At 35.8% G+C, this 25,376-nt stretch carries 26 protein-coding genes, 1 pseudogene and 1 riboswitch; of the genes and pseudogenes, 11 read left to right on the top strand and 16 right to left on the bottom strand.

The genetic code is table 11. The features are described 5' to 3' along the window. Nucleotides 1-14: 14 nt before the first annotated feature. Nucleotides 15-1,091 (bottom strand): putative 2-aminoethylphosphonate ABC transporter substrate-binding protein, encoded by a 1,077-nt coding sequence (locus BAU28_RS23330; RefSeq protein WP_025150987.1) that lies wholly within the window; start codon nt 1,089-1,091, stop codon nt 15-17. A 228-nt stretch (nt 1,092-1,319) separates the two neighbouring features. Beyond that, the gene (locus BAU28_RS30555; RefSeq protein ID WP_000240799.1) at nt 1,320-1,472 is read right to left on the bottom strand and encodes a hypothetical protein; all 153 of its coding nucleotides are present in this window, start codon (nt 1,470-1,472) and stop codon (nt 1,320-1,322) included. A 100-nt stretch (nt 1,473-1,572) separates the two neighbouring features. On the opposite strand from BAU28_RS30555, the gene BAU28_RS23315 reads away from it, so the two are divergent. Beyond that, entirely contained in the window at nt 1,573-1,956 is a 384-nt protein-coding gene (locus tag BAU28_RS23315) for a DUF3905 domain-containing protein (RefSeq protein WP_002170965.1), read from the top strand. A gap of 37 nt (nt 1,957-1,993) precedes the next feature. On the opposite strand, the gene BAU28_RS23310 is transcribed toward BAU28_RS23315, so the two are convergent. The 5 genes from BAU28_RS23310 to phaR all read right to left on the bottom strand — a co-directional run bounded on the left by BAU28_RS23310 (nt 1,994) and on the right by phaR (nt 7,203). Further along, complete coding sequence (locus tag BAU28_RS23310) at nt 1,994-3,343, bottom strand: TrkH family potassium uptake protein (protein WP_002170964.1); 1,350 nt, start codon at nt 3,341-3,343, stop codon at nt 1,994-1,996. Nucleotides 3,344-3,367: 24 nt separating this feature from the next. Then, nucleotides 3,368-4,561: an NAD(P)/FAD-dependent oxidoreductase gene (locus tag BAU28_RS23305; protein ID WP_071720155.1), complete on the bottom strand. Its 1,194-nt coding sequence runs from the start codon at nt 4,559-4,561 to the stop codon at nt 3,368-3,370. 94 nt (nt 4,562-4,655) lie between these two features. Beyond that, nucleotides 4,656-5,741 (bottom strand): class III poly(R)-hydroxyalkanoic acid synthase subunit PhaC, encoded by a 1,086-nt coding sequence (gene phaC, locus BAU28_RS23300; RefSeq protein ID WP_071720153.1) that lies wholly within the window; start codon nt 5,739-5,741, stop codon nt 4,656-4,658. An 82-nt stretch (nt 5,742-5,823) separates the two neighbouring features. Next, nucleotides 5,824-6,567, bottom strand: a complete 744-nt coding sequence (locus BAU28_RS23295; protein WP_000250412.1) for an acetoacetyl-CoA reductase — start codon at nt 6,565-6,567, stop codon at nt 5,824-5,826. Between the two features lie 153 nt (nt 6,568-6,720). Continuing rightward, a complete protein-coding gene (gene phaR, locus BAU28_RS23290; RefSeq protein WP_000566960.1) occupies nt 6,721-7,203 on the bottom strand; it encodes a polyhydroxyalkanoic acid synthase subunit PhaR in 483 nt (160 codons plus the stop codon). Nucleotides 7,204-7,401: 198 nt separating this feature from the next. On the opposite strand from phaR, the gene phaQ reads away from it, so the two are divergent. The 7 genes from phaQ to BAU28_RS23255 all read left to right on the top strand — a co-directional run bounded on the left by phaQ (nt 7,402) and on the right by BAU28_RS23255 (nt 12,975). After that, complete coding sequence (gene phaQ / locus BAU28_RS23285; protein ID WP_025150992.1) at nt 7,402-7,857, top strand: poly-beta-hydroxybutyrate-responsive repressor; 456 nt, start codon at nt 7,402-7,404, stop codon at nt 7,855-7,857. A 42-nt stretch (nt 7,858-7,899) separates the two neighbouring features. After that, nucleotides 7,900-8,424 carry a polyhydroxyalkanoic acid inclusion protein PhaP gene (phaP, locus tag BAU28_RS23280; RefSeq protein WP_025150993.1) on the top strand — a complete coding sequence of 175 codons (525 nt, stop codon included), beginning with the start codon at nt 7,900-7,902 and terminating at the stop codon, nt 8,422-8,424. Nucleotides 8,425-8,525: 101 nt separating this feature from the next. Beyond that, nucleotides 8,526-8,969 carry a MaoC family dehydratase gene (locus BAU28_RS23275; RefSeq protein WP_001067911.1) on the top strand — a complete coding sequence of 148 codons (444 nt, stop codon included), beginning with the start codon at nt 8,526-8,528 and terminating at the stop codon, nt 8,967-8,969. Nucleotides 8,970-9,209: 240 nt separating this feature from the next. Then, nucleotides 9,210-9,395: an alpha/beta-type small acid-soluble spore protein gene (locus BAU28_RS23270; RefSeq protein ID WP_000241212.1), complete on the top strand. Its 186-nt coding sequence runs from the start codon at nt 9,210-9,212 to the stop codon at nt 9,393-9,395. 113 nt (nt 9,396-9,508) lie between these two features. Further along, nucleotides 9,509-10,828 (top strand): TrkH family potassium uptake protein, encoded by a 1,320-nt coding sequence (locus tag BAU28_RS23265; protein WP_071720151.1) that lies wholly within the window; start codon nt 9,509-9,511, stop codon nt 10,826-10,828. A gap of 38 nt (nt 10,829-10,866) precedes the next feature. Next, nucleotides 10,867-11,040, top strand: a riboswitch (yybP-ykoY riboswitch). A 79-nt stretch (nt 11,041-11,119) separates the two neighbouring features. Beyond that, nucleotides 11,120-11,914 carry a TerC family protein gene (locus BAU28_RS23260; RefSeq protein ID WP_071720150.1) on the top strand — a complete coding sequence of 265 codons (795 nt, stop codon included), beginning with the start codon at nt 11,120-11,122 and terminating at the stop codon, nt 11,912-11,914. Nucleotides 11,915-12,123: 209 nt separating this feature from the next. Beyond that, complete coding sequence (locus BAU28_RS23255; RefSeq protein ID WP_048369510.1) at nt 12,124-12,975, top strand: formate/nitrite transporter family protein; 852 nt, start codon at nt 12,124-12,126, stop codon at nt 12,973-12,975. 27 nt (nt 12,976-13,002) lie between these two features. On the opposite strand, the gene BAU28_RS23250 is transcribed toward BAU28_RS23255, so the two are convergent. From BAU28_RS23250 to BAU28_RS23210, 9 genes are all read right to left on the bottom strand, one after another. Beyond that, on the bottom strand, nt 13,003-13,314 hold the full coding sequence (locus BAU28_RS23250) for a cyclic-phosphate processing receiver domain-containing protein (RefSeq protein WP_048369512.1): 312 nt from the start codon (nt 13,312-13,314) through the stop codon (nt 13,003-13,005). 14 nt (nt 13,315-13,328) lie between these two features. Continuing rightward, on the bottom strand, nt 13,329-14,051 hold the full coding sequence (locus BAU28_RS23245) for a prepilin peptidase (RefSeq protein ID WP_002170955.1): 723 nt from the start codon (nt 14,049-14,051) through the stop codon (nt 13,329-13,331). 112 nt (nt 14,052-14,163) lie between these two features. Then, nucleotides 14,164-14,874 (bottom strand): LutC/YkgG family protein, encoded by a 711-nt coding sequence (locus BAU28_RS23240; protein ID WP_025150999.1) that lies wholly within the window; start codon nt 14,872-14,874, stop codon nt 14,164-14,166. Beyond that, on the bottom strand, nt 14,874-16,295 hold the full coding sequence (locus tag BAU28_RS23235) for a LutB/LldF family L-lactate oxidation iron-sulfur protein (protein ID WP_002170953.1): 1,422 nt from the start codon (nt 16,293-16,295) through the stop codon (nt 14,874-14,876). Before BAU28_RS23235 ends, BAU28_RS23240 begins: the two co-directional genes overlap by 1 nt. A 16-nt stretch (nt 16,296-16,311) precedes the next feature. Next, nucleotides 16,312-17,031: a (Fe-S)-binding protein gene (locus BAU28_RS23230; protein ID WP_002170952.1), complete on the bottom strand. Its 720-nt coding sequence runs from the start codon at nt 17,029-17,031 to the stop codon at nt 16,312-16,314. A gap of 166 nt (nt 17,032-17,197) precedes the next feature. Beyond that, nucleotides 17,198-17,887, bottom strand: a complete 690-nt coding sequence (locus BAU28_RS23225; protein WP_255300125.1) for a FadR/GntR family transcriptional regulator — start codon at nt 17,885-17,887, stop codon at nt 17,198-17,200. A 229-nt stretch (nt 17,888-18,116) separates the two neighbouring features. After that, nucleotides 18,117-19,517, bottom strand: a complete 1,401-nt coding sequence (locus BAU28_RS23220; RefSeq protein ID WP_071720146.1) for a sensor histidine kinase — start codon at nt 19,515-19,517, stop codon at nt 18,117-18,119. A gap of 3 nt (nt 19,518-19,520) precedes the next feature. Beyond that, nucleotides 19,521-20,192, bottom strand: coding sequence for a response regulator transcription factor (locus tag BAU28_RS23215; RefSeq protein WP_048369519.1), 672 nt, complete (start codon nt 20,190-20,192; stop codon nt 19,521-19,523). Beyond that, entirely contained in the window at nt 20,189-21,160 is a 972-nt protein-coding gene (locus BAU28_RS23210; RefSeq protein WP_071720144.1) for a YncE family protein, read from the bottom strand. Before BAU28_RS23210 ends, BAU28_RS23215 begins: the two co-directional genes overlap by 4 nt. Before the next feature lie 136 nt (nt 21,161-21,296). Between BAU28_RS23210 and BAU28_RS23205 the strand changes: the two are divergent. The 3 genes and pseudogenes from BAU28_RS23205 (at nt 21,297) to BAU28_RS23195 (ending at nt 25,269) form a co-directional block, all read left to right on the top strand. After that, nucleotides 21,297-22,413: pseudogene (locus BAU28_RS23205) on the top strand (CdaR family transcriptional regulator). 118 nt (nt 22,414-22,531) lie between these two features. After that, the gene (glcD, locus tag BAU28_RS23200) at nt 22,532-23,944 is read left to right on the top strand and encodes a glycolate oxidase subunit GlcD (RefSeq protein ID WP_071720143.1); all 1,413 of its coding nucleotides are present in this window, start codon (nt 22,532-22,534) and stop codon (nt 23,942-23,944) included. After that, nucleotides 23,941-25,269 carry a (Fe-S)-binding protein gene (locus BAU28_RS23195; RefSeq protein WP_071720141.1) on the top strand — a complete coding sequence of 443 codons (1,329 nt, stop codon included), beginning with the start codon at nt 23,941-23,943 and terminating at the stop codon, nt 25,267-25,269. Before glcD ends, BAU28_RS23195 begins: the two co-directional genes overlap by 4 nt. Nucleotides 25,270-25,376: the final 107 nt, after the last annotated feature.

Below are 25,376 nucleotides of genomic sequence, written 5' to 3'. Positions count from 1 at the left end.
TCTCTCCCACTTACTTACTTTTTAGGTTCTGCTTTTTGGCCAAACTCTTTTTCCCAACGTTCTAAAATTTTGTCACGATTTTCTGCTGCCCATTTGAAGTCATTCTTTTTGTATAACTTTTCTGTTACATCTTTAGGGAATCCATCTGGAAGTTTATAATCATTTTTAATTGTCGCAAATCCGTTTTTCTCGAAGTATAACTTCATTACATCATCTGTAATTGCCCAGTCTAAAAATGCTTGAGCTAATTTATCATTTTTTGCATTATCTTTCTTAATAAGTGCGTTCGCTTCTACTTCCCAGCCTAATCCTTCTTTCGGTAAAACAACTTCAACAGGTGCACCTTTTTGTTTCTCTTTCAAAGCACTATAAACCATCGATACGCCAACTGGATATTCACCTGCACCTGCTAATTTCGCTGGTTTTGAACCTGAATGAGTATAAGTTGCCATATTATCATGAAGTTTCTTCATGTAATCCCAGCCCTTATCTTCTCCCATAATTTGTAGCCATGCAGAAACCGTCAAAAATCCTGTTCCAGAAGAAGCTGGATGTGGCATAACAAGCGTTCCTTTATATTCTGGTTTCGTTAAATCTTCATATGATTCTGGCATCGGTAAATTTTTCTTCTTTAACTCTTCTTTATTCACTGCAATTCCCGTCATAAATGCAGTATTACCTACCCATTTTTCTGGTTTCTTATCATCTTTAAATTGCGGAAGAACACGATCCGCTCCTTTAGGAGAGTACTCTTTTAACATATCTTTTTTCTCTAAAGCTAATAGACTAGACGCCGCAGTTCCCCATACAACATCTGCTTGTGTATTTTTTCCTTCAGCTAGCAATTTCGCTGTAATAACTCCTGTTGAATCACGAACAATGTTCAACTTCACATCTGGGTATTTCTTTTTGAAGGAATCAAGATAAATTGGTACAAGCTCTTCTTCAATCGCTGTGTAAACAGTTAATGATCCAGATAATTTATCATCTTTCACTTTTGCTCCAGCACTTTCTTCTTTCTTTGCACCACACCCCATTAGTAACGAAAATACCATTCCAGTTGCTACAGCTTTAAAGATTGTTTTTTTCACTGTTTCTCTCTCCTTTTACAAATCTTATGTACAACTCAAATATATACAACTAGTGTAAAAGCAGTATTAAACCAACATTAATCTTTTGTTTGTTGTTTGTTTTTGTGTAATACGTTGCTACTTCTATGTTTTTTCGCATTTTTCTGCCATTAATAAATGCGAAATTTACAAATAATTAAAAAAACCTTTATAATCCCACAAAAAAATGAGGCGTTTGTAAAAAACGCCTCATTTTTGTTTACCTTTTTTTGAATTACGATTAGCATACTTTGCACTATTTTCTCCTTCATACTCTAATGCAAATTCTGCATCTGGTAAGCTTTCTTTCGGAGTTTTATTATTATTAATTGCTGCATTTTGTTTTACTTTTCTTTTTACCAACGTACTCACCTGCTCTCACTAAATAACTTTCTATTCTAGTTTGATACAACTTAAAATAATTATTACTGGGAAGTGTTAACAAGTACATAAGAGCTTATAGATGGAAATACTACATACGAACAAATCATTACAAAAAGGAGCGATTACTTTGAAGGAGAAAGAAACGATCCAATCGCCAATTTTAGACGAAACGCTCCCGCATCAAATGAATTTCCCATCATTTAAAGGAACGGGAAAACAAATGCAACAACCTTTTGTAAATCAATACGACGTTGTTATTGGTGATAGTAAATATAATTCTGAAAACAGCCCTCTTACTAATTGGAGTGATGAGGTAGATCCTGCCATTATGGCTGGGGAAGAATGGATACACCCTACAAATGATATTGGGTGGATTTCAGAAGAAAATCAAGAACTACTAAAAAACGAGGTTGATAACAAAAATGATGCTTTTATGCATCCTCAATTTGGAATTAACGACTAAAAAACCATTCTACCTAACTAGGTAGAATGGTTTCATACTATCCAATAATAATTCGCTCTTTCGGATACTTATAGCGAGGTGGTTGCTCTCTTCCACCACTAGCTAAAATAAATGTCAAAATACCAACGCGTCCGATAAACATAAGTACGATTAATACAAGTTTACCAGCAGTTGTTAAATCTGGAGTAATACCTGTTGATAATCCAGTCGTCCCGAAAGCAGAACAAACTTCAACTATTAAGCTCATAAGTGGTACATTTTCCGTAATGGATAAAATAAATAGCGCTGAAGCACATAATAAAATCCCCATCGTCATAACAACTGATGCTTTCAATACATCTTCTTCATGTAGCTGACGTTTGAAAACTCGGACTGTTCTCCCGCCCCTTGCAAATGTATATAACGATAATATACTAACAGCAAATGTCGTTGTACGTATCCCGCCCCCAACTGAACTTGGAGATGCTCCTATGAACATTAATATACTCATAAATAAAAGCGTTGGTTGTGACAATTCACGTATATCCATTGTAGCAAGCCCACCACTTCGCGTCGTCACAGATTGGAATAATGTATAAAATACAGTTTCATGCCATGACTTCCCTACTAAGAAATGATTTCGTTCTAATAGAAAAATCATAATTGTTCCAACAATAACAAGTGCAAAAAATGTTGTTGTCGTCAATTTTGTAAATAACGAAAAGCGAAAGAGTTGCTGTCTCCTCTTACTCAGGAATTGCTTTACTTCCATTAACACTGGGAAACCAATAGCTCCTAGAATAATAAGCAACATATGAATCATCTGAACAATATAATCTTTTTTGTATGGAATCAGTGATTGTCCAGTTAAATCAAATCCTCCGTTCGTTGTTGCACTAACAGCGGCAAAAAAACCGTGAAAATACGCTTCTTGCCAAGTCGGAAAATACATTAGAAATCTTGTACCTAACAGTAACGCTCCAATAAGTTCTATTGAAATAATTACAATTAAAATGGAACGCATCAATTCCACAAGACCTGCCAAATTTCCTTGGTTATGGTCTGCCATAATTAATCTTCTTCTTTGCAAACCAATCTTTTTACCCGTTATAATCCAAACGAATGTACCAAGTGCCATAATTCCTAGTCCGCCTAATTGTAAAATAAGGGCTAAAACAATAATTCCTGCCGTTGTAAACGTATCTGGAATAGTAACAACAGAAAGCCCCGTCACACTTACAGCACTAACAGATGTAAACAGCGCATCTATAAATGTCCATTTCACACCAGGCTTCGTAACAAATGGTAAACTAAGCAAAATTACCGATACAACTACCGCTAGTAAATAAAATAAAACGATAAGCTGCACGGGACGTAATTTTTGTAAAAACTTTTTTATCTTTCTCATTCCATCACTTCGCTACCTTTTTTTCTATCGATTAAATAAAGAAAAATCATCACTTTCTTTATTTGTAAATAACTGCTGAAATAGTTTCGCAAATACCATTCCGTATACAGTTCCATTTCCCCCATACGGCAGTGCGTAATATAAATTATGTATCTTTTTATCTTCTTTTAAAATAGGAAGACCGTCATGACTACCACCAAATGCCGCTGCCCAATAGTATTCTGCCTGTATATTATTAAACTGTGGGAACATTTCTTTTACAATGTTAATAAGGATATCACGCTTATGCAATAATTTCGTATCACCGATATTTTGAATTTTCAGTGCCTCATCTAATCCGCCTACAATAATGCGATTTTGATACGTTCGAAAATACAAGTATGGACGTGCAGTTTCCCAAATTAATGATTGCTCATGCCAACCTTCAAATTGATCTATCGTATTTGTCACAACTGCATAAGATGTTTCTACTGTTGTGTTTTTTTCTTTCTTGCCAAAAAGCGGTTCATAACCTGTTGCCATAATAATATTCTTTGCTACGATTTTATTTCCTGTTTTCGTGTAACAAATTAAATCATTTTGGATTTGTTTAATATGTAATGCCTCTGCATGTTCATATATAGTAGCGCCCATTTGTTTCGCTTTATGCAAAAGACTATGCGCTAATAAATATGGATTCACTTCTGCATCACCGCTTGTATATAACGCTGCTTGTTTTGCAAATGAATAGCGTTTTTTAATATCAGACTCTGTAAAATATTCAACCGGAAATCCATAATGGCGTAACGTATTATATTCTTCTTGTAAAAATGAAACATCCTCATCTCTACTAGCATAATACAGACTCTTTCGCGGAATAAAATGGGGATCAATATCGAGAGTTGGCACAACCTTCTCCATTGTTTGCAGCGCTTCATAACAAATTCTATATGCTCGTACCCCTTTCTCTTCACCAAATGTATGAATAAAAGAGGTCAACGATTTATCATGAACAAATTGTAATAATCCTGTATTTGCAGCTGTGCTTCCACATGCAATTGCTCTTTTTTCAATGAGCATAACACGCATTCCAATTTTCGCTAACGAATACGCTATTTGAGCACCTGCTTCTCCACTTCCAATTACAAGCACATCACATATCATATCATTTTCTAACGTTGGATAACAAGGTACAGAAACTCCATCACTCCAAAACAACTTACCAGTCATAAGCTTCATAATTATACTCCTACAATGTAATTTTCACCTTCCTATGTTTCGTCATTTTTCATAAAAAAATCCAACTAACATACGCTAGTTGGATTTCTTTTCTTTAATTAGAACGCTCTTCAAGCCAATTTCCAACCGTCGGATATGTTTGCTTTACAGCCGTTCCACCATACACAATAGACATATGTCCTGTCGGTAAACATACATACTGTTTATCTGTGCTAGAAATATGATCAAGTAAAGCCTCTACTTGACATGGCAGAGCAATATGATCACGTTTCGCTGAAATATTTAAGACATTCGCCTTAATATTTGCAAGGTCTACCTTTTGTCCGCGAATAACGAGTTCACCCTTCACTAATTTATTATTTTGATAAAAATCACGAATCCATTGTCTATATGATTCACCTGGGAATGGAATGCCGTCACCAACCCACTTTTGAACTAACTTCCAGCTTTCGACGAAGCGCTCATTTTCTGAACGATCGACTAAAGCAACATATGGACCAACAAAGTTTGTAATTGGTTTTAACATCTTATTTCCGAAATCAATCATTTCAGGTGGAATATTTCCGAATGTATCAACCGCTTTATCTAAATTGAAATACTTCTCATCTAATAAAGGACCGTATAATCCTGTTTCAGAGAAATCAAAAGGACTTGTCATAAAAATCAAGTTACGAATTGGCATGTCCGGATGAAGCGCTGCATAAATAGATGTTAACGTTCCACCCATACAATAACCAAGTAAAGAAATCTCGTCCGATTTTGCAGTTCTCATTACTTTTTTCACTGCTTTTGCAATATAATCAAACACGAAATCATCAAATTTCAAATGACTATCTTCTAAACCAAATGTGCCCCAATCAAGCATATACACATCAAAACCACGATCTACTAAATATTCCACTAAACTATTTCCTGGAGTTAAATCCATAATATACGGTTTATTAATAAGAGCATATATTAATAAGATTGGAACTCCCTGTGTTTTTTCTTGTTTTGGAATGTAACGATAAAGCTTCGTTTTATTCTTCGTCCAAATAACCTCTTTCGGTGTTAAACCAACTTGTGGTTCTGGTTCGCGTAATAAAATTTCGCTCGCTCTTTTCACACGGCGATATGCTTTGCGATATTCTTCTGGGTACAACTCCAATTGCTTTTCCCATTCTGTTACGAATGTAGTCATTTTTTTATCTCCTTTTCGGTCGATTTCTTTCTAAAAAAAGAAGTGCATTCCTGCTATGGATATGCACTTTTTTCTTACCTTATTACATGTATAATCCACCGTTAATGTTTAATTGCTGACCAGTGATATACGCACCGTCACGGCATAGATATACTACACCTTTTGCAATTTCATCAGCTTGGCCAAAGCGTTTTTTCGGGATTTTCGCAACGATTTTTTGACGTACTTCTTCTGGTACCTCTGCTACCATTTCAGTATCAATAAACCCTGGGCAAATTGCGTTTACAGTTACATTTGTTTTTGCAAGTTCTAACGCTAATGATTTTGTAAATCCTAACATACCTGCTTTTGCTGCTGAGTAGTTTGTTTGTCCAAATCCACCAGCTTGACCAATAATAGAAGAAATACTAATGATTCTTCCTTCTTCTGCTTCCGTTATGTATGGAAGTACAGCACTTGTCGTATTAAATACGCTGCTTAAGTTCACGTCAATTACGCGCTCCCAGTCTTCACGATTTAACTTTTTGAATGTACGATCTCTTGTAATACCAGCATTATTAACAAGAATATCAACTTTACCAAAATGATTCACAGCTTCTTCTACAAGTCGGTTTGCGTCTTCTACTTTAGAAACATCCGCTTGAACTGCATAAACGTCATGCCCTTCTTTTCCTAGTTCATTTACTAAGTTTTCAGCTGCTTCTTTACTGCTGTTATAGTTAATAACAACTTTTGCTCCCTCTTGTGCTAATGCTACTGTAATTGCTTTTCCAATTCCTTTTGCCCCACCTGTTACGATTGCTACTTTGCCATTTAATTGAACCATTTCTTTTCCCCCTTAAATGAATTTGTGAGCGATTATTATAAATCATTTTGGTACTCATACTAATAGAGTCCATATATTAATTATGTTTCGTTGTTTATACATGAAAAAGAGATTCTCCCTCTCTCTTTTACACGTTATAAACAAACGCTATTATCATTTTTTATTTTCTGGCTTATTCGCAGGTTTTACCTCTTCTTTTACAGGTACTTGTAGTTTAGCTAGTACTGCATTTTGCTTTTCTAGCAATTCTAAAATTTGATCAACTTTCGTTTCTAACGTGCGAATATCTTGTTTCACTTTCGTAACATCACGCTTTAATGTAGGAGCTTGTCCTAATGAATCCACTTTCTCTTCTAGAACTTCCTCGATGTTATCAACTTTATTTTCTAAGTTAATAACAAGCGTAGCTACTCTAGCGATATCCTCTTTCGTTGGCACGTTCACTTGTTCTAAATAACTTTTTGTTGTATCATTTAATGCTTTTTGATAAAACAAATTCAAGTCTAGAACGCTGCCCATCCAAGCAGAATATTCTTCTGTTTTAATTGTTTCATTGAGCGCTTTTCCCCAAAATGTTTCGGTTTGTTCATAAGCATTTTTCCATGCTTGCAATGGATCGAATTTTTGATCAATCACTTCGCCTACACTCCCTTTTTCGTTTTTGAAACAATTCAACCTATTCACTATTTTCTAATATTCTGAAAAAAACTTCAAGTCTATATTTTATTTTTCTTTATTTTCCAACAAATGTATTGACATTAAAAACAGATAGGTGTAAATTGCACTTATAAGCAAAAAATTCCATCTAACTGATTCATGAGGTGATGCACAATCATGCTACATAATGAACCAGAACAACGCGAAAGTTTGGAAAACAACCAAACGAAACAACCAAACTCCATGCCAAAAAACTTCTTAGTTCCCTTCTTACTTCTCTGTCTAAAAGACTGGAGTCTTCATGGTTACAAACTTATTCAAATGCTAATGGATATCGGCTTTTCTTCTGTGGACCAAGGTAATGTATATAGGACACTACGCAAATTAGAAAAAGAAAACCTTATTTCTTCTACTTGGGATACAAGCGAAGGAGGGCCAGCAAAAAGAATTTATTCTTTAACTGAATATGGAGAGAAATATTTAGCAACATGTGCAACTTCTTTTGAGCATTACCAAAATATGCTGCGGACGTTTTTCACGTTATATACGAACGCTTTCTTTCCATTTGCCACTACTTCTCCAGAAAAGGATGAAAAGGATTCTTCATCTTCACCTGGTGGTACAGCAGAGTAATCTGCGTTCACAATATGCAAAAAAACATTTGGAGGTCAAACAATGGAAACTAAACCATACGAATTGGTCGATGCATTTTGGAAAAACTGGTCTCAATCTCTTTCCCTCTTCTCTTCAGCTGGGAAACAATTAGAGCAACTTACTTTAGAAACGTTAAAACAACAACAAGACGCTTTGCATAAATTAACATCAGGAGTAAATGAACTAGAAAAAGAATTACAACAATTCACAGCTCAGTTCAATAACCAATATACAGATTACGTGAAGCAATTAACTGGAAACTCCTTAAATGATCAAATTAACGAGTGGCAAGAAAAATGGAATGAACTTTCTACTCAAATGCACCAACTTACTGTTTCTCCTACGAAAACATCTTTGTCTATTCTTACTCAAACTAGCGGTCAATTTGAAGAAACAACAAAGCACTTTATCGAGCAACAACAGTCGCAACGTGAAGAGGTTCAAAAACAGTTAGAAGTTTTTTTGGGAGAGTTCAAGTCCAAACAACTCGAACTCGCAAAGCAGTTCGAGGAAAACTCAAAAAATCTATTTACTTCCATCAAGTAAGAAAAATGTGGCAACTAACTGCAGCACAAACAAAACTCTTTCTTCCTCCTACTACATCAAGATGGCTTACATTTTTCGATATGGAAAAGAAGGAGGACAAAATGAATCCATTTCAAGAAGCACAAACTGTTCCGGAGCTTCGTTACGATGAGATTCAAGTCGGTGATCAAGCATCACTAACAAAAAAAATTACGGATGAGGATGTTATCAATTTTGCAAAATTGACTGGAGATGTAAATCCTATTCATATTTTAGATTCTTTTGCAAAAACGACAATGTTCAAAGAACGTATTGCCCATGGCATGCTCGTTTCAAGTTTTATTTCTACCATTCTTGGCACGAAACTCCCTGGCAAAAATACGATTTATTTATCACAAAACGTTTCATTCCGTGCTCCTGTCAAAATCGGAGATACACTTCGCGTTGTGGCAGAAGTTATTAAAAAACGTGATGATAAAAAAATCATTACATTGCAAACAAACATATATAATCAATCCGATGATATTGTCGTGGAAGGTACAGCGACAATACTGAAAAAAGAGTAGCAAATTTGCTACTCTTTTTTCTATCCAAGAACTTCTAATCACACCGATTACTTCCGTGTATGAGTACGTCGTTTCCACATAAAATAACGGTACCAGTTTATATAGCACTTAAATAAAGTGAAGCTTTAATCCGTGTAATTTGTTTATCACCACTGATTATTAGCCTTCGCCAATCGAGCTTTTATAGGCAGCTCGCCAATAGTGGGATAAACTGGACTACTAAGAAGGATGTGTCTCAACATGGTAAAAACAAACAAATTACTAGTTCCAGGTGCAGAACAAGCGCTTGAACAATTTAAATATGAAATCGCTCAAGAATTCGGTGTAAGCTTAGGATCAAATACAGCATCTCGTTCTAACGGCTCTGTTGGCGGTGAAGTAACGAAACGTCTTGTTGCTTTAGCTCAGCAACAATTACGTGGATGATCATATAACATATGGCTTAGAGGCAGATATTCTCTGCCTCTTTCTTTTTTAACATACATAATAATGCTTTTTCACATACTAGTAAGAACAAATTGAAAGGAACGATATGTAACATGAAACGGATTAACATTAGCATGAGTCCTCCCCGTGTTCTTACTCTATCTTTTATTATGTTATCAATTATCGGTACATGCCTATTAAAATTACCAATTGCTACAACAACGTCTATTTCATGGCTCGATGCCTTATTTACAACAGTTTCTGCTTGTACTGTTACAGGACTTGGTGTTGTGGACACGGGAAAAATATTTACCTTGTTTGGACAATGCGTCATTTTAACACTTATACAAGTTGGCGGACTTGGTATTATGAGCTTCGCCGTTTTAATCGCAATTATGCTCGGTAGAAAAATCGGTCTTCAAAATCGGATTTTATTACAACAAGCATTAAACCAAACAAATGTCGGCGGAATCATTCGCCTTGCAAAAGCATTATTTATATTTTCTTTTACTGTAGAATGTATTGCCACTTTACTTCTCTCCTTTGAATGGGTACCAAAGTACGGGATTGCCAAAGGAATATATTACAGCTTTTTTCATTCTATCTCAGCCTTTAACAATGCTGGTTTTTCCGTGTGGAGTGACAATTTAACGTCCCACTCCCATAGCATTCTCGTCAATCTCGTTATTTCTTCACTCATTATTTTAGGAGGGATCGGTTTTACAGTTATCGTAGATATAAAAAGAAAGAAAAACTTTAAAAACCTTACTTTACATTCAAAACTTATGCTTACTTCTACTCTTATCGTAAATATTATTGCTACAGCTTTTATTTTTATATTCGAGTTCCATAATTCACTTTCCATGAAAGGTTTTACCCCATTTGAAGAAGGTATGGCTGCTTATTTTCAAGCGATTTCGACGCGCACTGCCGGATTTAATACTGTGGATATCTCTGCATTATCAAAGCCTTCTCTTTTATTAATGATGCTTCTTATGTTTATTGGCGCTGGCAGTGCTTCAACTGGTGGCGGAATTAAGTTAACGACTTTTTTAATTATGTTTTTAGGCGTATTTAAATTTTTGCAAGAACAAGATGATATTGTCGTGTTTAAAAAATCCATTAAAGATACGCTCATTGTCAAATCATTAACCATTACCATTATTTCAATTTCGTTTATTTTCCTTTCTATTTTAATTCTAAGTATTACTGAGCGAGTTCCTCTACTAATGAGTGCTTTTGAAGTATTTTCAGCATTTGGAACTGTCGGTCTTAGCATGAATTTGACGCCACACTTAACAATTATCGGTAAAGTAATTATTATCTTTATGATGTTTTTTGGAAAAATGGGGCCTTTAACATTAGCTTTTTCATTTGCACGTAAAAAGCAAAGAAAAATAAAATATCCAAACGAAGATATTTTAACAGGTTGACAACCGTATAAATTATCCATATAATGAAAATACAATAACATATCTCCAAAGGGGAGTAGCGTCCAAGAATATTTCTTGGAAACAAAGTCGTCATTACGTAGAACATAGTTCTTCCGGCTTTGTTGACATTTTCATTACATATGTCTAGCAAGACCTTTGCCTATCAACGGCAGAGGTCTTTTTTGTTTTTACCAATTCCTTCCACCGTTGATGCGCGGGAGTATGGGGAATCTAAACAGTGGGGAAATTCTTCACTTGTTTAGAATTTAGAGAAATGAGAGGAGAATGTACATGGATGTATCATTATTATTGGAGTATGGTTGGGTATTACTCATCCTAATTGCACTAGAGGGGATTTTAGCAGCTGATAACGCCCTCGTTCTTGCAATTATGGTAAAACATTTACCAGAAGACAAACGAAAGAAAGCACTATTTTACGGATTGGCAGGAGCGTTTGTTTTCCGCTTCGGATCGCTATTTATGATTTCATTCTTAGTCGATGTATGGCAAGTGCAAGCGATTGGTGCAATTTACCTTATGTTTATCGCTGGTAATCACTTATTTAAAACGTACGTTAAAAAGAATACACATGAAGAAACAGAAGAAAAAGAAACAGAGAAAAAACAAGAGAACTTTTGGTGGACTGTATTTAAAGTCGAAGTTGCTGATATTGCCTTCGCAGTCGATTCAATTTTAGCGGCTGTTGCATTAGCAATGACATTACCGAAAACAGGATTAGGTACGATTGGTAGTCTTGATACTGGGCAATTCGTCGTTATCTTTGTAGGTGGACTTATCGGATTAATCATTATGCGATTTGCAGCATCTGCTTTCGTACAAATATTAAAACGTAAACCAGGACTTGAAACGGCAGCATTCTTAATTGTAGGCTGGGTTGGTGTAAAATTAGCAGTTTATACGCTAGCACACCCTGCTTTAGGTGTCCTTCCGCACTCATTCCCAGAATCTACTCCGTGGAAACTTACATTCTGGAGCGTATTAATCGGAATCGCAGTTTGTGGTTGGTTCTTCTCGAAAGAGGTAGAAGTAAAAGTCGAAAAGAATTTAGACGAAAAAGCGCTGTAATTATAGCGCTTTTTCTTTTTCTCTCGTTTCAACCTCCTCACTATTTTTAGAAAAAATTCCATTATACCGCCTTTTGTAAACGCTTCCTTCATAGATGTATGTCCTTTTTGTGAAACATTGAACAAACTTATTGAAACTGAGAACAAATCCATGTACTTTATTCATATAAAGAGTATTTATAGACGATGTATTAAAGGAGCGTATTACTCATGCTAGAACAAGGATTAGACTACGTTGTAAAACTGGCTAAGAGCAAAAAGCAAATGCTAGATACAAATTCAATGCAATATTTCATTCGCGCTGCACTTGCTGGCATTTATATCGGTTTTATTATTGTACTATGTTTTAAATTAGGTAACTTTTTTCACATTGCAGATTCACCAGCAACTTATTTAGCTGAATCCATGTTTTTCGGAATTGCTCTCGTACTTATTATATATGGCGGTGCTGAGTTATTTACTGGCAATACAATGTACTTTACAGTGGCAACTTTAAGAAAAGAAACAACTATTTCTGATACACTTCGTAACTGGGTTGCTTGTTATGCAGGTAACTTAGCTGGCGCTTTATTCTTTGCCTTACTATTTTACGCAACTGGAATTTTCCAAGCAATTGATCATGGTCACTTAATGAATAAAGTAGTTGAAGGAAAGATGAATACACCTACAATGCAATTATTCTTTAAAGCGATTTTATGTAACTGGCTCGTATGTCTTGCTTGCTTCTTACCTTCTCAAGTAAAAGGTGATACAGCAAAAATAATGATGATGATGCTACTTGTTTTCACATTCTTCTTATCTGGTTACGAGCATAGCATTGCAAACTTATCACTGTTTGCTTTATCTTTAGTATCACCACATCCTGATACAATTTCTTTTGCGGGTGCTATTCATAACTTAATTCCAGTTACACTTGGTAACATTATTGGCGGATCGGTATTTGTCGGTATGGTATATCATTACTTAACAAAGAAAGCACCTGATGTTAAGCAAGAAGAAACTGAATTAGTAGCCGCTCAAACAGAGGAAATCATTCCTTTACAAGCTCATGTGAAACATTAAAAACTCCAAAGTCTTACTTTGGAGTTTTTAACTCCCTACATATTTAACGACAATATGAGGATGAATTTCCCCTTTTTCTTTCGCTTTCTCAATTCTCTGCTTCATCTGGTGCATACCGATGACATCATTTGTATGAAGGTGAATCTCATTAACATATAAACCTTCCGTACAAAAGGCTTCTACAAAATCTAACCCGCTCTTTTGCCTCCATCCCATGTTAAAGTCAAGAGAAAGGATGTTTACCTTATTACTCCGAACAAATTGTAACGCAGATTCTACTGTAGTTGCCAAAGCATATCCGAACGGACAACTTCTTTGATCATCCATATATACATTCATTTTCTAGCTCCTTTCTATTTTGCATATACAACTAACACATAGCATATTGCTCCAAGGCTAATAAAAGGGCCAAATGGAATTGGGGTTCTTACTTTTATGCGCTTTAATGCTATACCAATTCCAAAAATACAAAGACTAAAGAAAGATGCTAAAAATAAAGTCATAAAAATACCTTTCACTCCTATTATAAATCCGAGCAACGAAAGTAATTTCACATCACCTCCACCAAGACCATCTGGATAAATCCTTTGCATGCAATATAACAAAATGAATATAGTTCCACTACCAGCTATACTATCTATCCAAGTAACTAACGGTACAAAAATACATTCTAAAATAAGCAAAAGTGCAAACCAAATTAAAATACGATTAGGTATTAACATATACACAAAATCTGTAACTGAAATAATAAGTAGTAAAGAAAGAAGCGATAAAATGATGATGAGCTCTCGTTCAATTCCAATTACATATACAGTAAGAAAAAATAAACTCCCTGTAACAAATTCAAATGTTATGTACAAACTTGGGATTTTTCTTTTACAATTCGTACAACGCCCTTTCTGCATACAAAATGAAATGATTGGAATAAGTTCTTTTGGCTTTAACGTATATTTGCAGTAATGACAATATGAACGTGGTGTAATAATAGATTCACCCACTGGAACTCTCATCGCAATCACCATAAAGAAAGAACCAAACACCATCCCTGCTAACAATGCATATAAATAAGTGAACATCCCTTCCTCTCCTTTCCAAAAGAACATAGCAAAAAAAGGAGAGAACTTCTACTTCATATTATCTTTATTCTATTAAAAAAGCAGGCCGTTTTCCGGCCTGCTTTCCCCTATTTTATACGATGAAATATACTGCTTTTAATGGTCCGTGTACCCCGACAACAAGATTCATTTCAATATCTGCGGAGTTACTTGGTCCTGTTATAAAGTTGATACAAGATGCCACTGCTTCGCCTTTTTCCACACGAGAGTTCATATGTTGAACTGCTTGCGTAATACGAGGTACAAGTGTTTCACGTGGAATAATAGCAAAGTATACAGTTGGTAAAAAATGCAAAGAACGCCCTTGTCCTTTATGACTTTGTACAACAATCGTACCAGATTCAGCTAAAGTATAATCACTAAATGCGATACCGATATTCGCTTTTTCCGCTAAACGCATATTCTCTTCTTTTTTCTCAGGATCCCATACATTTACTTCAACATTTTGTTTCGGAAGCTCTTCTTTAAATAAAGAAGTCAATCCATATGAATCAAAACGTTCGTCTGCTGATAATATAATAGGTCCCCCGCCGTTTTCAACGATTACTTTTTGAATATCTTCACGTAAACGGTCGTTTGTCGTTTCCACAACAGTTGTATGAATGTTTGTACATTGATTTTTAAATACTTCTAACAATTCTTCTTGTGAATAATCTTTTAACGTTTCTTCATTCACATTATTTTTCCATACTGGACGTTCTACACCTTCTGTCTTCCGCCCACGTCCGAGTTCTTTTGCGATATTATCTAGAAAGGACTCACGGTTTTGAATTAATCCTGTCATTATTTATCCCCGCCTTTCTTATGATCTTTATACCAATCACGGAATCGTTCTTTACTTGGCGCCGGGAATTCACGAATATCTGTCCAGTTTTTAAGTGGTCCAACACCTTTTGATACGCGGTTACCAGATGTAAATGGACTCATTGCTGCCGGTGCCATTTTCGATCCCATTTTATATAAAGCTGCTGAAGAAGCACCCATGCTAAACATTTTCATTGCTAATTTTTCTGCAAGTGGGGCACGGCCTTCTTGTTCAACGATAACTTGACGATGTTTTAACAATAAATCATGCAATGGAATTTTTACTGGACAAGCTTCTGTACATGCTCCGCATAAACTAGATGCATATGGAAGTTCTTTGTAATCATCATATCCACCTAGAAGTGGTGTTAATACTGCACCAATTGGTCCTGAATAAATAGATCCGTATGAATGTCCACCAACGTGACGATATACAGGACATACATTAACACAAGCAGCACAACGAATACATTGCAGCACTTGACGGAATTCAGATCCAAGAATTTGAGATCGGCCATTATCAACAACGACTAAATGAAACTCTTCTGGCCCATCTACCTCTTCCTCTTGAATTGGTCCTGCTACCGTTACATAACTTGTTAACTTTTGACCTACTGCACTACGACATAGTAAACCAACTAAAACATCTAATTCTTCCATTGTCGGAACCATACGTTCCATACCCATTACTGCAATTTGTGTTTTCGGAATCGACATAACAAGATCGGCATTACCTTCATTTGTTACTAAACAAAGAGAGCCAGTATTTGCAACAGCGAAGTTACAACCTGTCACTCCAATTTCTGCATCCATAAATTTCTCACGAAGTTGTTTACGAACAAACTTTGTCATTTCGTATGGATCATCAGAATTTTCATATCCAAGTTTTTCTTTAAACACATCACGAATTTGCGTTCTGTTTTTATGAAGTGCAGGCGCAATAATATGTGAAGGCGGATCGTTATCTACTTGCAAGATATACTCTCCTAAGTCACTCTCTAACACTTCACAACCGATTTCTTCAAGCGCATGATTCATACTAATTTCTTCAGTTACCATTGATTTTGATTTTACAACTTTCTTCGCTTGTTTCTTTTTCGCAACGTCTTGAATATACTTTGCTGCTTCCTCTTTCGTTTTCGCAAAGTAAACATGACCGCCTCTTTTCGAAACATTTTCACTTAACTGCATTAAGTAATAATCAAGATTTTCTAGCGTATGCTGGCGAATTTGTTCACCAAGTTCACGCCACTCTTCCCAGTTTCCTAATTCTTCCGCTGCTTTTAATCGATTTGTATATAAACGAGTTTGTGCAGATGATACAGCCCCGCGCATAAACGAATCTTGAATTCCATCGCCTACGCGATCATTAAATTTTTTCTCACTGATTTTCATAGACATAGCTTATGTTCCCCCTTCATGAGCGGCTATTCAATACCTCAGCAATATGCATTACTTTTACTTCTTTACCTAAACGCTCAATACGTCCGCCAATGTTTAACAAACACCCACAATCTGCACCGATTAAATAATCAGCACCTGTTTCCATAACACTATCAACTTTCTCATCTACCATTTGCTCAGAAATAGGTGTCATCTTAACTGAAAACGTTCCCCCAAAACCACAACAATTTTGTACGTTTGGTAGTTCTCTTACAGTTAATCCTTTTACATTTGATAATAAAATTCCTGGAGCCTCTTTTACTCCAAGCAGACGTGTCATATGGCAAGATTTATGAACAGTTGCTATCCCAGGTAAACTTGCGCCAACATCTGTAACTTTTAAAACATCTACAATAAATTGTGTAAATTCATATGTTTTATCAGCTATCTTTTGTGCACGTTTTGCCCATTTCGGATCATCTTTAAAAACATGTGGATACTCGTGAAACATTGTCGCACAAGAACCGGATGGCGTAACGATATATTCTGCATCTTCGAAAGTTTCAATCATATGTTTCATCGCTTCTTTTGCTGCTTCTACATGGCCGCTATTATAAGCAGGCTGACCACAACAAACTTGTGCTTCTGGAAATTCAATTTCACAACCTAAACGCTCCAATACTTCTACTGTTGCCTTACCGACATTTGTTTCAAACATATCGACTAGACAAGTAACAAATAAAGTAACTTTCATAATTATTATTCCCCCTCATTACAACTTCGCCAACAATCATATGGTCATCAGATGACTTGCAAAGAAGAAATAGGCTCAACCATAGCCTAACTCTCCCTCTTCTAAAGAAAACGCTTACTCAATCTTTCTCTATTTTATCAGAAAAATGGAATTTTAAAAGATTAAATTACGAATTTATATCGCTTTTACCTATGACAATATGTTCTACATTTGTTAAATGATCTAGCATTGCTTGCTGTGCTAATTCCACATCTTGCTTTAACACCGCATCATATATAACTTGATGCTCTTCTAAAAGTCGTTCTGCTGTTGTTTGTTCACCATATAAAATAATGCGTCTTGATTCACCAATCGTTTCAGCAATCATTTCTGAAACATGATTCATAAGTTCAAGTAGGATGTTATTATGTGAAGATTGTGCAATTCCCATGTGGAACTGAAAGTCTGCTTTTTCACCAGCTTTCTCATCTCCAACGCTCTTTGCCATTTCATCTAACCAATGCTTCATATTTTGTAAATTATCTTCCGTACGTTTTGCCGCAGCTGCTCGAACTGCCCCCACTTCAAGCACCTTTCGTACTTCTAATAAGTTCAAAATATCCTCTTTCTTCATTAACAACCTATTATTTAATGATTTCGTTAATGAAGAAGAATCGAAATTCTTCACATATGTACCTTCTCCTTGCTTCATTTCAATTAAGCCCATTGCCCTTAGCGCACTTAGCGCTTCACGAACAGCAGATCTACCAACTTGAAACTGCTCGGCTAATTGATGAACAGGAAGTAGTTTGTCACCAGGTTTTAGTGTGCCATTTTTAATCATTGTTAAAATAGCTTCAGATACTTCTTCGTAAATTTTTTTCGGTTTAATAGATTTGTACTCCAGTTAAATCACCTCAGTATCTTCCAAACAACAATTGAAACGATTTATAAGAATTTAGCATCCATAACTATTTTAGAACGAATTAGTAAGAAGTACAAATGTTTTGTTCATAAAATAGTCAAATTCTTAATATTTATTGGATATTAATCAATATCTTTCCGTGCAATTATTAACTCTCAATATAGAGAGCATGTCCCCAAAGTTAGAACATGCTCTCCTCATCTTGTACTTTTAGTGTAATAATAACTGTCGTGCCCTTACCTTTTTCACTTTCTATTCTCCACTGTCCATCATGTATATGAACAATTTGCCTTACAATAGCAAGGCCTAAACCTGTTCCACCATGCTGACGACTTCTAGCTTTATCTACTCGGTAAAAACGCTCACCAAGATTTTCTAAATGCTCTATATCAATACCTATTCCCGTATCTTTTATTTTCAGCTCACAATAATCATCTTTCTTATCTAAGCTTATTATGATATCCCCGTTTTGATTTGTGTACCGTATCGCATTGTCTAACACGTTGTGAAGTACTTGTTGCATACGATCCTCATCAATCATTACGATAATTTCAGGATTTAAATCCGTTGAAATACGAAGCTTTTTTTCTATAAATTGTAACTCATAAGTATCTAGTACATCTTCAATAAGCTGTGAAAAAACGATAGGTTGCTTCTTTAGAGGAAAATGTTCACCTTCTAATTGTGCTAAATCTAATAAATCATGAACGAGTCGCTGCATGCGATCTGCTTCTTTATGGATGAGCTGCGTTACTTTTTCCTGCTGCGGCCCTTTTGCTACACCGTCTAAAATGGCTTCACTATATCCTTTAATATAACTAAGTGGTGTTCTAAGTTCATGCGAAACATTAGCTAAAAACTCCTTACGCTTTACGTCTTCTGCCTCTAAAGAATTTGCCATTTTATTAAATGCTTTTCCCAATCGTCCAATCTCATCTTCTGAAGAAATCGTAATCCGTTCTGAGAAATCTCCGGTAGCAAGATGATTCGCGACCCGTTCCATTTGTGAGAGTGGCTTCGTAATCGCAATAATAATTTTTCTACCAACCCATATCGTAATTAAAATCATTGCAATTGCTAACGGCGCTAAAATAAGACCCATATCAAATATCAAGTCTTTTATACTTTTTAAAGGAATATAAGAGTATACAATTCCAACTAATTTTTTATTATCTAAAACAGGGATGACAACACCCATAATATTACGATCAAAATGCTCTTCATATCCTATCTTTGTCACAGTTTTCCCATCTAATAGTGCTTGTCTATCTCCTTCACTTATAAGAGAATGATGGTGCACATCAAAAGGCAAACAAGCGCTTAAATCACGTGGATTATACACAAAAAGGACGTCTGAACTAGATATTTGATCATATGCCCTTACTTTCTCTTCAAAAGTGGATATTCCTTCCCGTTTATCATATTGCGTGGCGAGACGCTTTCCTTCCATTACTAATGAATCTTTTAAATTATCGACGTATAACTTTTCATACGAGTATAAAGATACAAAATAAAGAAAGGAGACTGTTACACATACTGCACATACTACTGTAAGCCAAAGCTTTTGTACCATCGTAAACATACGTTACACCTCAAATTTATAACCTACACCCCAAACGGTTTGAATGTAGTTTCCACTTTCTCCGAGCTTCAAACGCATCGTTTTCACATGCGTATCTACTGTTCTTGTACTTCCTGCATAATCATATCCCCACACCTTTTCAAGTAATTGCTCACGACTAAATACTTGTCCATTATGTTGGCAAAGAAAATATAGTAAATCAAACTCTTTTACCGTAAGAGAAATCGACTCTCCATTCGTCTCGATTCTCCTACTTTTTTCATTTATAAGAATCGGTCCAAATTGAATCTCTTCTTGCTGCTCTTGCTTTGTATACCGTCTTAAAACAGCTTCCATACGAGCAATTAGTTCACCGGGACTAAATGGCTTTACAATATAATCATCTGCCCCCATCCGTAAGCCGTTCACCCTATTCCACTCTTCACCTTTTGCAGTTAAAAATATAATAGGTACATCTGACGTTTTTCGAATCTCTTTACAAACTGAAAGCCCATCCATCTCTGGCATCATAATATCCAATACAACGAAATCATAATGATCCGTCTCTAAATTTCGGAGAGCCTCTTTCCCATTTTCAGCTTCTCCCCACTCGTATCCGAAGTTATCCAAGTACATACCGACAAGTTGCCTCATATCACTTTCGTCATCTACAACTAGCACTCTATATTTACTCATTGTCCTTTCCCTTCTCTCTCTATGAGCTGAAACGGCCCTTTTCCGACTTTAATTGTTTGTTTTATTTTCATATTCTTTATATCCATTACGCATACTTCATCGCTATCATAACTAGCTACATATCCTTCTGCACCGCTTTTCAAAAATGCAAATGGATTAGATCCTACTTCTGTAGATCCTACCTCTTGATACGTACTTGCATCAAACTTTCTAAGCGTATTAGAACCATGACTTAATGCATATACGTACTTATCATCCCTCGTTATATTCACAGGCATAAACGGAGCGTGTAAAGAGCGTACCATCTCTCCACTCTGTAAAGAATACACTAATACTTTCTCATTCACTTGATTTCCATCACCATGTCCGCCAATCCATATTTCTTTCCCATTAGCACTAACCGTTGCTCCTGTTGATGCCGGTGGAATCATAAAGGATTGTATAACTTCTTTTTTCTTCGTATCAATTGTCGTTAGTTTCGTATCATAAAAGTTCAATACAGATAACTGCTTATTATGCTCTACCATCGTTAACGGTCCTTTTCCTGTTGAAACACTACCCATCTCTTTCCCTTTTACCGTAAAGAACCTTACCTTTTGTTCATTTTGATCGGCAGCAAATAATTGTTTTCCATCTTCTGATGCGATAACATTAGCAATTCCTTTTCCCGTCTTGTATTTGTCTACTTGTCTTCCTTCTGCCAGTGAGTATACATACATATATTCTAACTGCTTGCCATAAACAAGTATGTCCTCACCATCTCGAAGTAGTGTAACCCCCGTAATCGGTTCATTCAATTCCCATGTTGTTATTAGCTTCTTTGTTTTTTTATTAATAAAACTAATACTACCTTCTTTTATATTAGTTGTTATAATAACACTTTTATCTTTAGCAATTGGTGTATACGAACTTCCTTGGCACCCTACTAATAGAAATAAAAAACAGAGAAGAAAAAGATACTTTCTCAAAAGATTCCCTCCATCTTCGGATGATTTCGTTATAATTGTAAAATAACAAATAAATGTGTGGAAAATGTGAAATCTTCCATTATTAATAAACTTACATATATAATGTACAACAAATAGAATTTGAGGTGTGCAAATTATGCTTTTTCCTGATTTAGCAAATAAAATTGTACGTGAAGTACGCAGACTAATTACTGAAAATATTATTATCATTAATATACAAGGATTTATTATCGCAAGTACAGATGCGGAAAGAATCGGTCAATTTCACGAAGGGGCGCTCCGCTGTGCGAAACAAAAGAAAACTGTCATTATTACAAAAGATGATGAACGACGTTTGCAAGGCGTGAAGGCTGGGATGAATCTCCCGTTACTATTCCATGACGAAGTAATCGGTGTCATTGGAATTACAGGGGAACCTAGGGATATTTCCCAATACGGAGAAATATTGCGCAAAATGACCGAATTGTTAATTCACGAAAATTATTTTTTAGAACAACTAGAGCTTGAGCAACGTTCTTATGAAGCATTTGTTTTTGATTGGCTTCAAAGCACAGACTGGTCTCCAAGTTTTCTTGATCGTGCAAAAACGCTTGGCATTGATTTATATAAAAAGAAACAACTTATTTTATTATCAATCGCCCGAGATAATACGATGCTCCAGCGTAAAATTTGGCAACACATGCGCAACATTTTAGCAAAAGAAGATTTATTTGTTCGCTGGGGAAATGATCGGTTTATTTTATTTACAACAATGCAATCTAAAGAGCAAACCTTTCAATTTTTAAAACGGTTAAAACAAGACTGTGAAACTTTATTTTCTATCACGCTATATATCGGAATTGGACAAACAGTTATCCCGAGCGATATGAATGTATCATATGAACAAGCATTACGCGCTCTTTCTGTTTCCCTTGAAACAAAAGGAATTGTATTTTAATGAAGATTTACGTTTAGAGATGTGCTTACAAGATATTTCTACTGGAACTCGGAAAGAATTTCTCCAGCGTACAATTGAAAACTTATTATCATCTAATGAGCTTATGCACACTTTGCACTTATTTATTGATTACAACCAATCTTATAAACAAACAGCAGAAAAATTACATATACACATTAATACGCTGCATTATAGATTAAAAAAAATCGAGGAACATACAGGACTTGACCCTAAACAATTTAAAGATTTAAACGTTTTGTACTTTGCACTTCTATTATTAGATAATCATACAAAAAAGAATGAGAAAACAGACTAATCTTTAGATGATTAACCATAGAAAGAACCCCCCTACTTTTTTTATCATTATAATGAAAGCACTGTTACAACGTTTTTTATTATTACTAAATACGTTAACAGTTTGAGGGGGATTTCTAATGTTAGAAAAGCAAATTATTGATTCATTCGTATCCATTGTTGGCGAAAATAATGTAGATACATCCAATATGGGGCGTTTAACTTATAGTTATGATGCCACTCCAAACTTCCAAGCGATGCCTGATGCAGTCATTGCTCCTCGTAATACAAATGAAATAGCCGAAGTGTTAAAAGTGTGTAACACTCATAAGATCCCTGTATATATTCGTGGCTCTGGAACCAACCTTTGTGCAGGAACGTGTCCATTAGAAGGCGGTATCGTCCTTATTTTCCGCCATATGAACAAAATTTTGGAAATTGACGAAGAGAATTTAACAATTACTGTACAAGCTGGTGTTATTACACTTGATATTATTAAAGCAGTAGAAGAAAAAGGATTATTTTACCCACCAGATCCAAGCTCTATGAAAATTTCTACAATTGGCGGTAATATTAATGAAAACTCGGGCGGATTGCGTGGTTTAAAATATGGCGTAACACGTGATTATGTAATGGGGCTTGAAATTGTCTTACCGAATGGCGACATCATTCGCACTGGTGGTAAATTAGCAAAAGATGTAGCTGGTTATGATTTAACTCGTTTATTTATTGGTTCTGAAGGTACACTTGGTGTTGTAACAGAAGCGATATTAAAACTTGTTCCTATGCCTGAAACGAAGAAAACTATGCTCGCACTATATGAGGACATTAACGAAGCTGCACGTGCTGTCTCTTCCATTATTGCAAATAAAATCATTCCAGCGACACTTGAGTTTTTAGATCAACCGACAATTGAAGTTGTAGAAGAGTTTGCACAAATCGGTTTACCAACTGACGTAAAAGCAATTTTATTAATTGAACAAGACGGTCCACCTGAAGTCGTCAATCGTGATATTGAAAAAATGGCTAACGTTTGCCGCACCATGAACGCGGTTGATGTTCGCGTTGCAAAAGATGAAGCAGAAGCAGATGCGCTTCGTACAGCACGCCGTAGTGCATTGTCTGCACTTGCAAGACTAAAACCTACAACAATATTAGAAGATGCAACTGTACCACGTTCACAAATCGCTCCAATGGTTGAAGCAATTAATACGATTGCAAAAAAATATAATATTCCTATTTGTACTTTTGGGCATGCTGGTGATGGCAACCTACATCCAACTTGTATGACAGATGCCCGTAACGAAGAAGAAATGCACCGAGCTGAGCAAGCTTTCGCTGAAATATTTGCGAAAGCGATTGAGCTTGGTGGCACGATTACTGGTGAACATGGTGTTGGTGCGATGAAAGCTCCATATTTAGAAATGAAATTAGGTAAAGAAGGTATTGCTGCAATGCAAGGTATTAAACAAGCCTTTGATCCAAATAACATTATGAATCCTGGAAAAATGTTCGCGAAAGACTCTCGTAAAAGAGTGGTGGTTGAGCGATGACAACATTAAATAAGGAGAAAATTCAAAAGGAATTTAAAGAACGATTAAATGAAGATGAACTATTAAATTGTATGCGATGCGGTTTTTGTTTACCTACTTGTCCTACTTACATTCAATCTGGATATAAAGAATCACACTCACCACGTGGACGTATCGCCTTAATGAAAGCAGTCGTTGATGGCTTAATTGAACCCGACGAAGATGTTGAAAATACATTAAACGTCTGCCTTGGTTGCCGCGCTTGCGAACCTGTTTGTCCATCCGGTGTGAATTACGGACATTTATTAGAAGAAGCTCGCGACATTATTAATCAAAATAAAAAATTTTCAATGCCAGTGAAAGCCGTTCGTAAAGTAGTATTTGAAGGGTTATTCCCTCATCAAAACCGTATGAGAACACTAACTGGACTCATTGGATTTTATCAACGCTCTGGTTTGCAGACGCTCTCACATAAAACGGGGATTATGAAGCTATTCCCTGAAACACTGGCAACAATGGATCTTGTCTTACCGAAAGCTCCTAAAATGAAAGAAATGAAAAATCGCCCTGAATTTTTACATGCTGAAATTACAAAGAAAAAACAAGTTGCTTTCTTCACTGGTTGTTTAATGGATACGATGTTTTTAGAAACAAATAACGCAACGATGAAACTTCTTCAGCTTGCCGGTTGTGATGTCGTTATTCCAAAAACACAAAGTTGCTGCGGGGCATTACACGGGCATGCTGGTGAAAAAAGTGGTGCAAAAGAATTAGCAAAACGAAATATACAAGCATTCGAAGATTTACAAATCGATTATATCATTACGAATGCAGGTGGCTGCGGAGCTTATCTCGTAGATTATGATTATTTATTAAAAGATGATCCTAAATGGGCAGAGCGCGCAAAGCAGTTTGTTTCTAAAATTAAAGATATTACTGCTATACTAGTAGAACTAGATTTCCATAAGCGAACTGATTTACGACTTTCGCCACAAATTATTACGTACCAAGACTCTTGTCATTTACGTAATGTTATGCGAACATCTTCTGAACCTCGTATGTTGCTTGAGGCCATCCAAGGCGCAACATATCGTGAAATGAAAGATGCGGACCGTTGCTGTGGTTCTGCTGGTATTTATAATATTGTTCATTCAGAGTTATCAATGGACTTTCTAGATTACAAAATGGACCGTGTGAATGAAACAGATGCAGCGACAATTGTTACTGCAAATCCTGGGTGTCTATTACAAATGAAACTAGGTATTGAACGCGAAAAACTCTCTCATAAAATGCGTGGAATTCATATTGTAGACTTATTATTAGAAGCAATTGAAACCAACTCGTAATAACTCGTAACATACGTAACAATAGGAAAACGGCTATCTCTTCCGTCTATGTAAAGAGATAGCCGCTTTTTTGTCCGCTACAAAATTAAGAATATGTTACTTTATAA

This window comes from Bacillus paramycoides, from assembly GCF_001884235.1.
Lineage (GTDB): Bacteria > Bacillota > Bacilli > Bacillales > Bacillaceae_G > Bacillus_A > Bacillus_A paramycoides.
The sequence above is the reverse complement of the archived record's forward strand: the minus strand, read 5'-3'. Positions and strand labels throughout refer to the sequence as shown.

What these genes read in the sequence shown, in the direction of transcription:
- BAU28_RS23195 (WP_071720141.1), top strand. Translation starts at nt 23,941, where the DNA reads ATGACAACATTAAATAAGGAGAAAATTCAAAAGGAATTTAAAGAACGA.
- BAU28_RS23215 (WP_048369519.1), bottom strand. Translation starts at nt 20,192, where the DNA reads ATGAGTAAATATAGAGTGCTAGTTGTAGATGACGAAAGTGATATGAGG.
- BAU28_RS23295 (WP_000250412.1), bottom strand. Translation starts at nt 6,567, where the DNA reads ATGGTTCAATTAAATGGCAAAGTAGCAATCGTAACAGGTGGGGCAAAA.
- BAU28_RS23250 (WP_048369512.1), bottom strand. Translation starts at nt 13,314, where the DNA reads ATGAATGTATATATGGATGATCAAAGAAGTTGTCCGTTCGGATATGCT.
- BAU28_RS23235 (WP_002170953.1), bottom strand. Translation starts at nt 16,295, where the DNA reads ATGTCTATGAAAATCAGTGAGAAAAAATTTAATGATCGCGTAGGCGAT.
- BAU28_RS23315 (WP_002170965.1), top strand. Translation starts at nt 1,573, where the DNA reads ATGGAAATACTACATACGAACAAATCATTACAAAAAGGAGCGATTACT.
- BAU28_RS23270 (WP_000241212.1), top strand. Translation starts at nt 9,210, where the DNA reads ATGGTAAAAACAAACAAATTACTAGTTCCAGGTGCAGAACAAGCGCTT.
- BAU28_RS23305 (WP_071720155.1), bottom strand. Translation starts at nt 4,561, where the DNA reads ATGAAGCTTATGACTGGTAAGTTGTTTTGGAGTGATGGAGTTTCTGTA.
- glcD (WP_071720143.1), top strand. Translation starts at nt 22,532, where the DNA reads ATGTTAGAAAAGCAAATTATTGATTCATTCGTATCCATTGTTGGCGAA.
- BAU28_RS23275 (WP_001067911.1), top strand. Translation starts at nt 8,526, where the DNA reads ATGAATCCATTTCAAGAAGCACAAACTGTTCCGGAGCTTCGTTACGAT.
- BAU28_RS23255 (WP_048369510.1), top strand. Translation starts at nt 12,124, where the DNA reads ATGCTAGAACAAGGATTAGACTACGTTGTAAAACTGGCTAAGAGCAAA.
- BAU28_RS23265 (WP_071720151.1), top strand. Translation starts at nt 9,509, where the DNA reads ATGAAACGGATTAACATTAGCATGAGTCCTCCCCGTGTTCTTACTCTA.
- BAU28_RS23310 (WP_002170964.1), bottom strand. Translation starts at nt 3,343, where the DNA reads ATGAGAAAGATAAAAAAGTTTTTACAAAAATTACGTCCCGTGCAGCTT.
- BAU28_RS23240 (WP_025150999.1), bottom strand. Translation starts at nt 14,874, where the DNA reads ATGACAGGATTAATTCAAAACCGTGAGTCCTTTCTAGATAATATCGCA.
- phaC (WP_071720153.1), bottom strand. Translation starts at nt 5,741, where the DNA reads ATGACTACATTCGTAACAGAATGGGAAAAGCAATTGGAGTTGTACCCA.
- phaP (WP_025150993.1), top strand. Translation starts at nt 7,900, where the DNA reads ATGGAAACTAAACCATACGAATTGGTCGATGCATTTTGGAAAAACTGG.
- BAU28_RS23220 (WP_071720146.1), bottom strand. Translation starts at nt 19,517, where the DNA reads ATGTTTACGATGGTACAAAAGCTTTGGCTTACAGTAGTATGTGCAGTA.
- phaQ (WP_025150992.1), top strand. Translation starts at nt 7,402, where the DNA reads ATGCTACATAATGAACCAGAACAACGCGAAAGTTTGGAAAACAACCAA.
- BAU28_RS23230 (WP_002170952.1), bottom strand. Translation starts at nt 17,031, where the DNA reads ATGAAAGTTACTTTATTTGTTACTTGTCTAGTCGATATGTTTGAAACA.
- BAU28_RS23245 (WP_002170955.1), bottom strand. Translation starts at nt 14,051, where the DNA reads ATGTTCACTTATTTATATGCATTGTTAGCAGGGATGGTGTTTGGTTCT.
- BAU28_RS23260 (WP_071720150.1), top strand. Translation starts at nt 11,120, where the DNA reads ATGGATGTATCATTATTATTGGAGTATGGTTGGGTATTACTCATCCTA.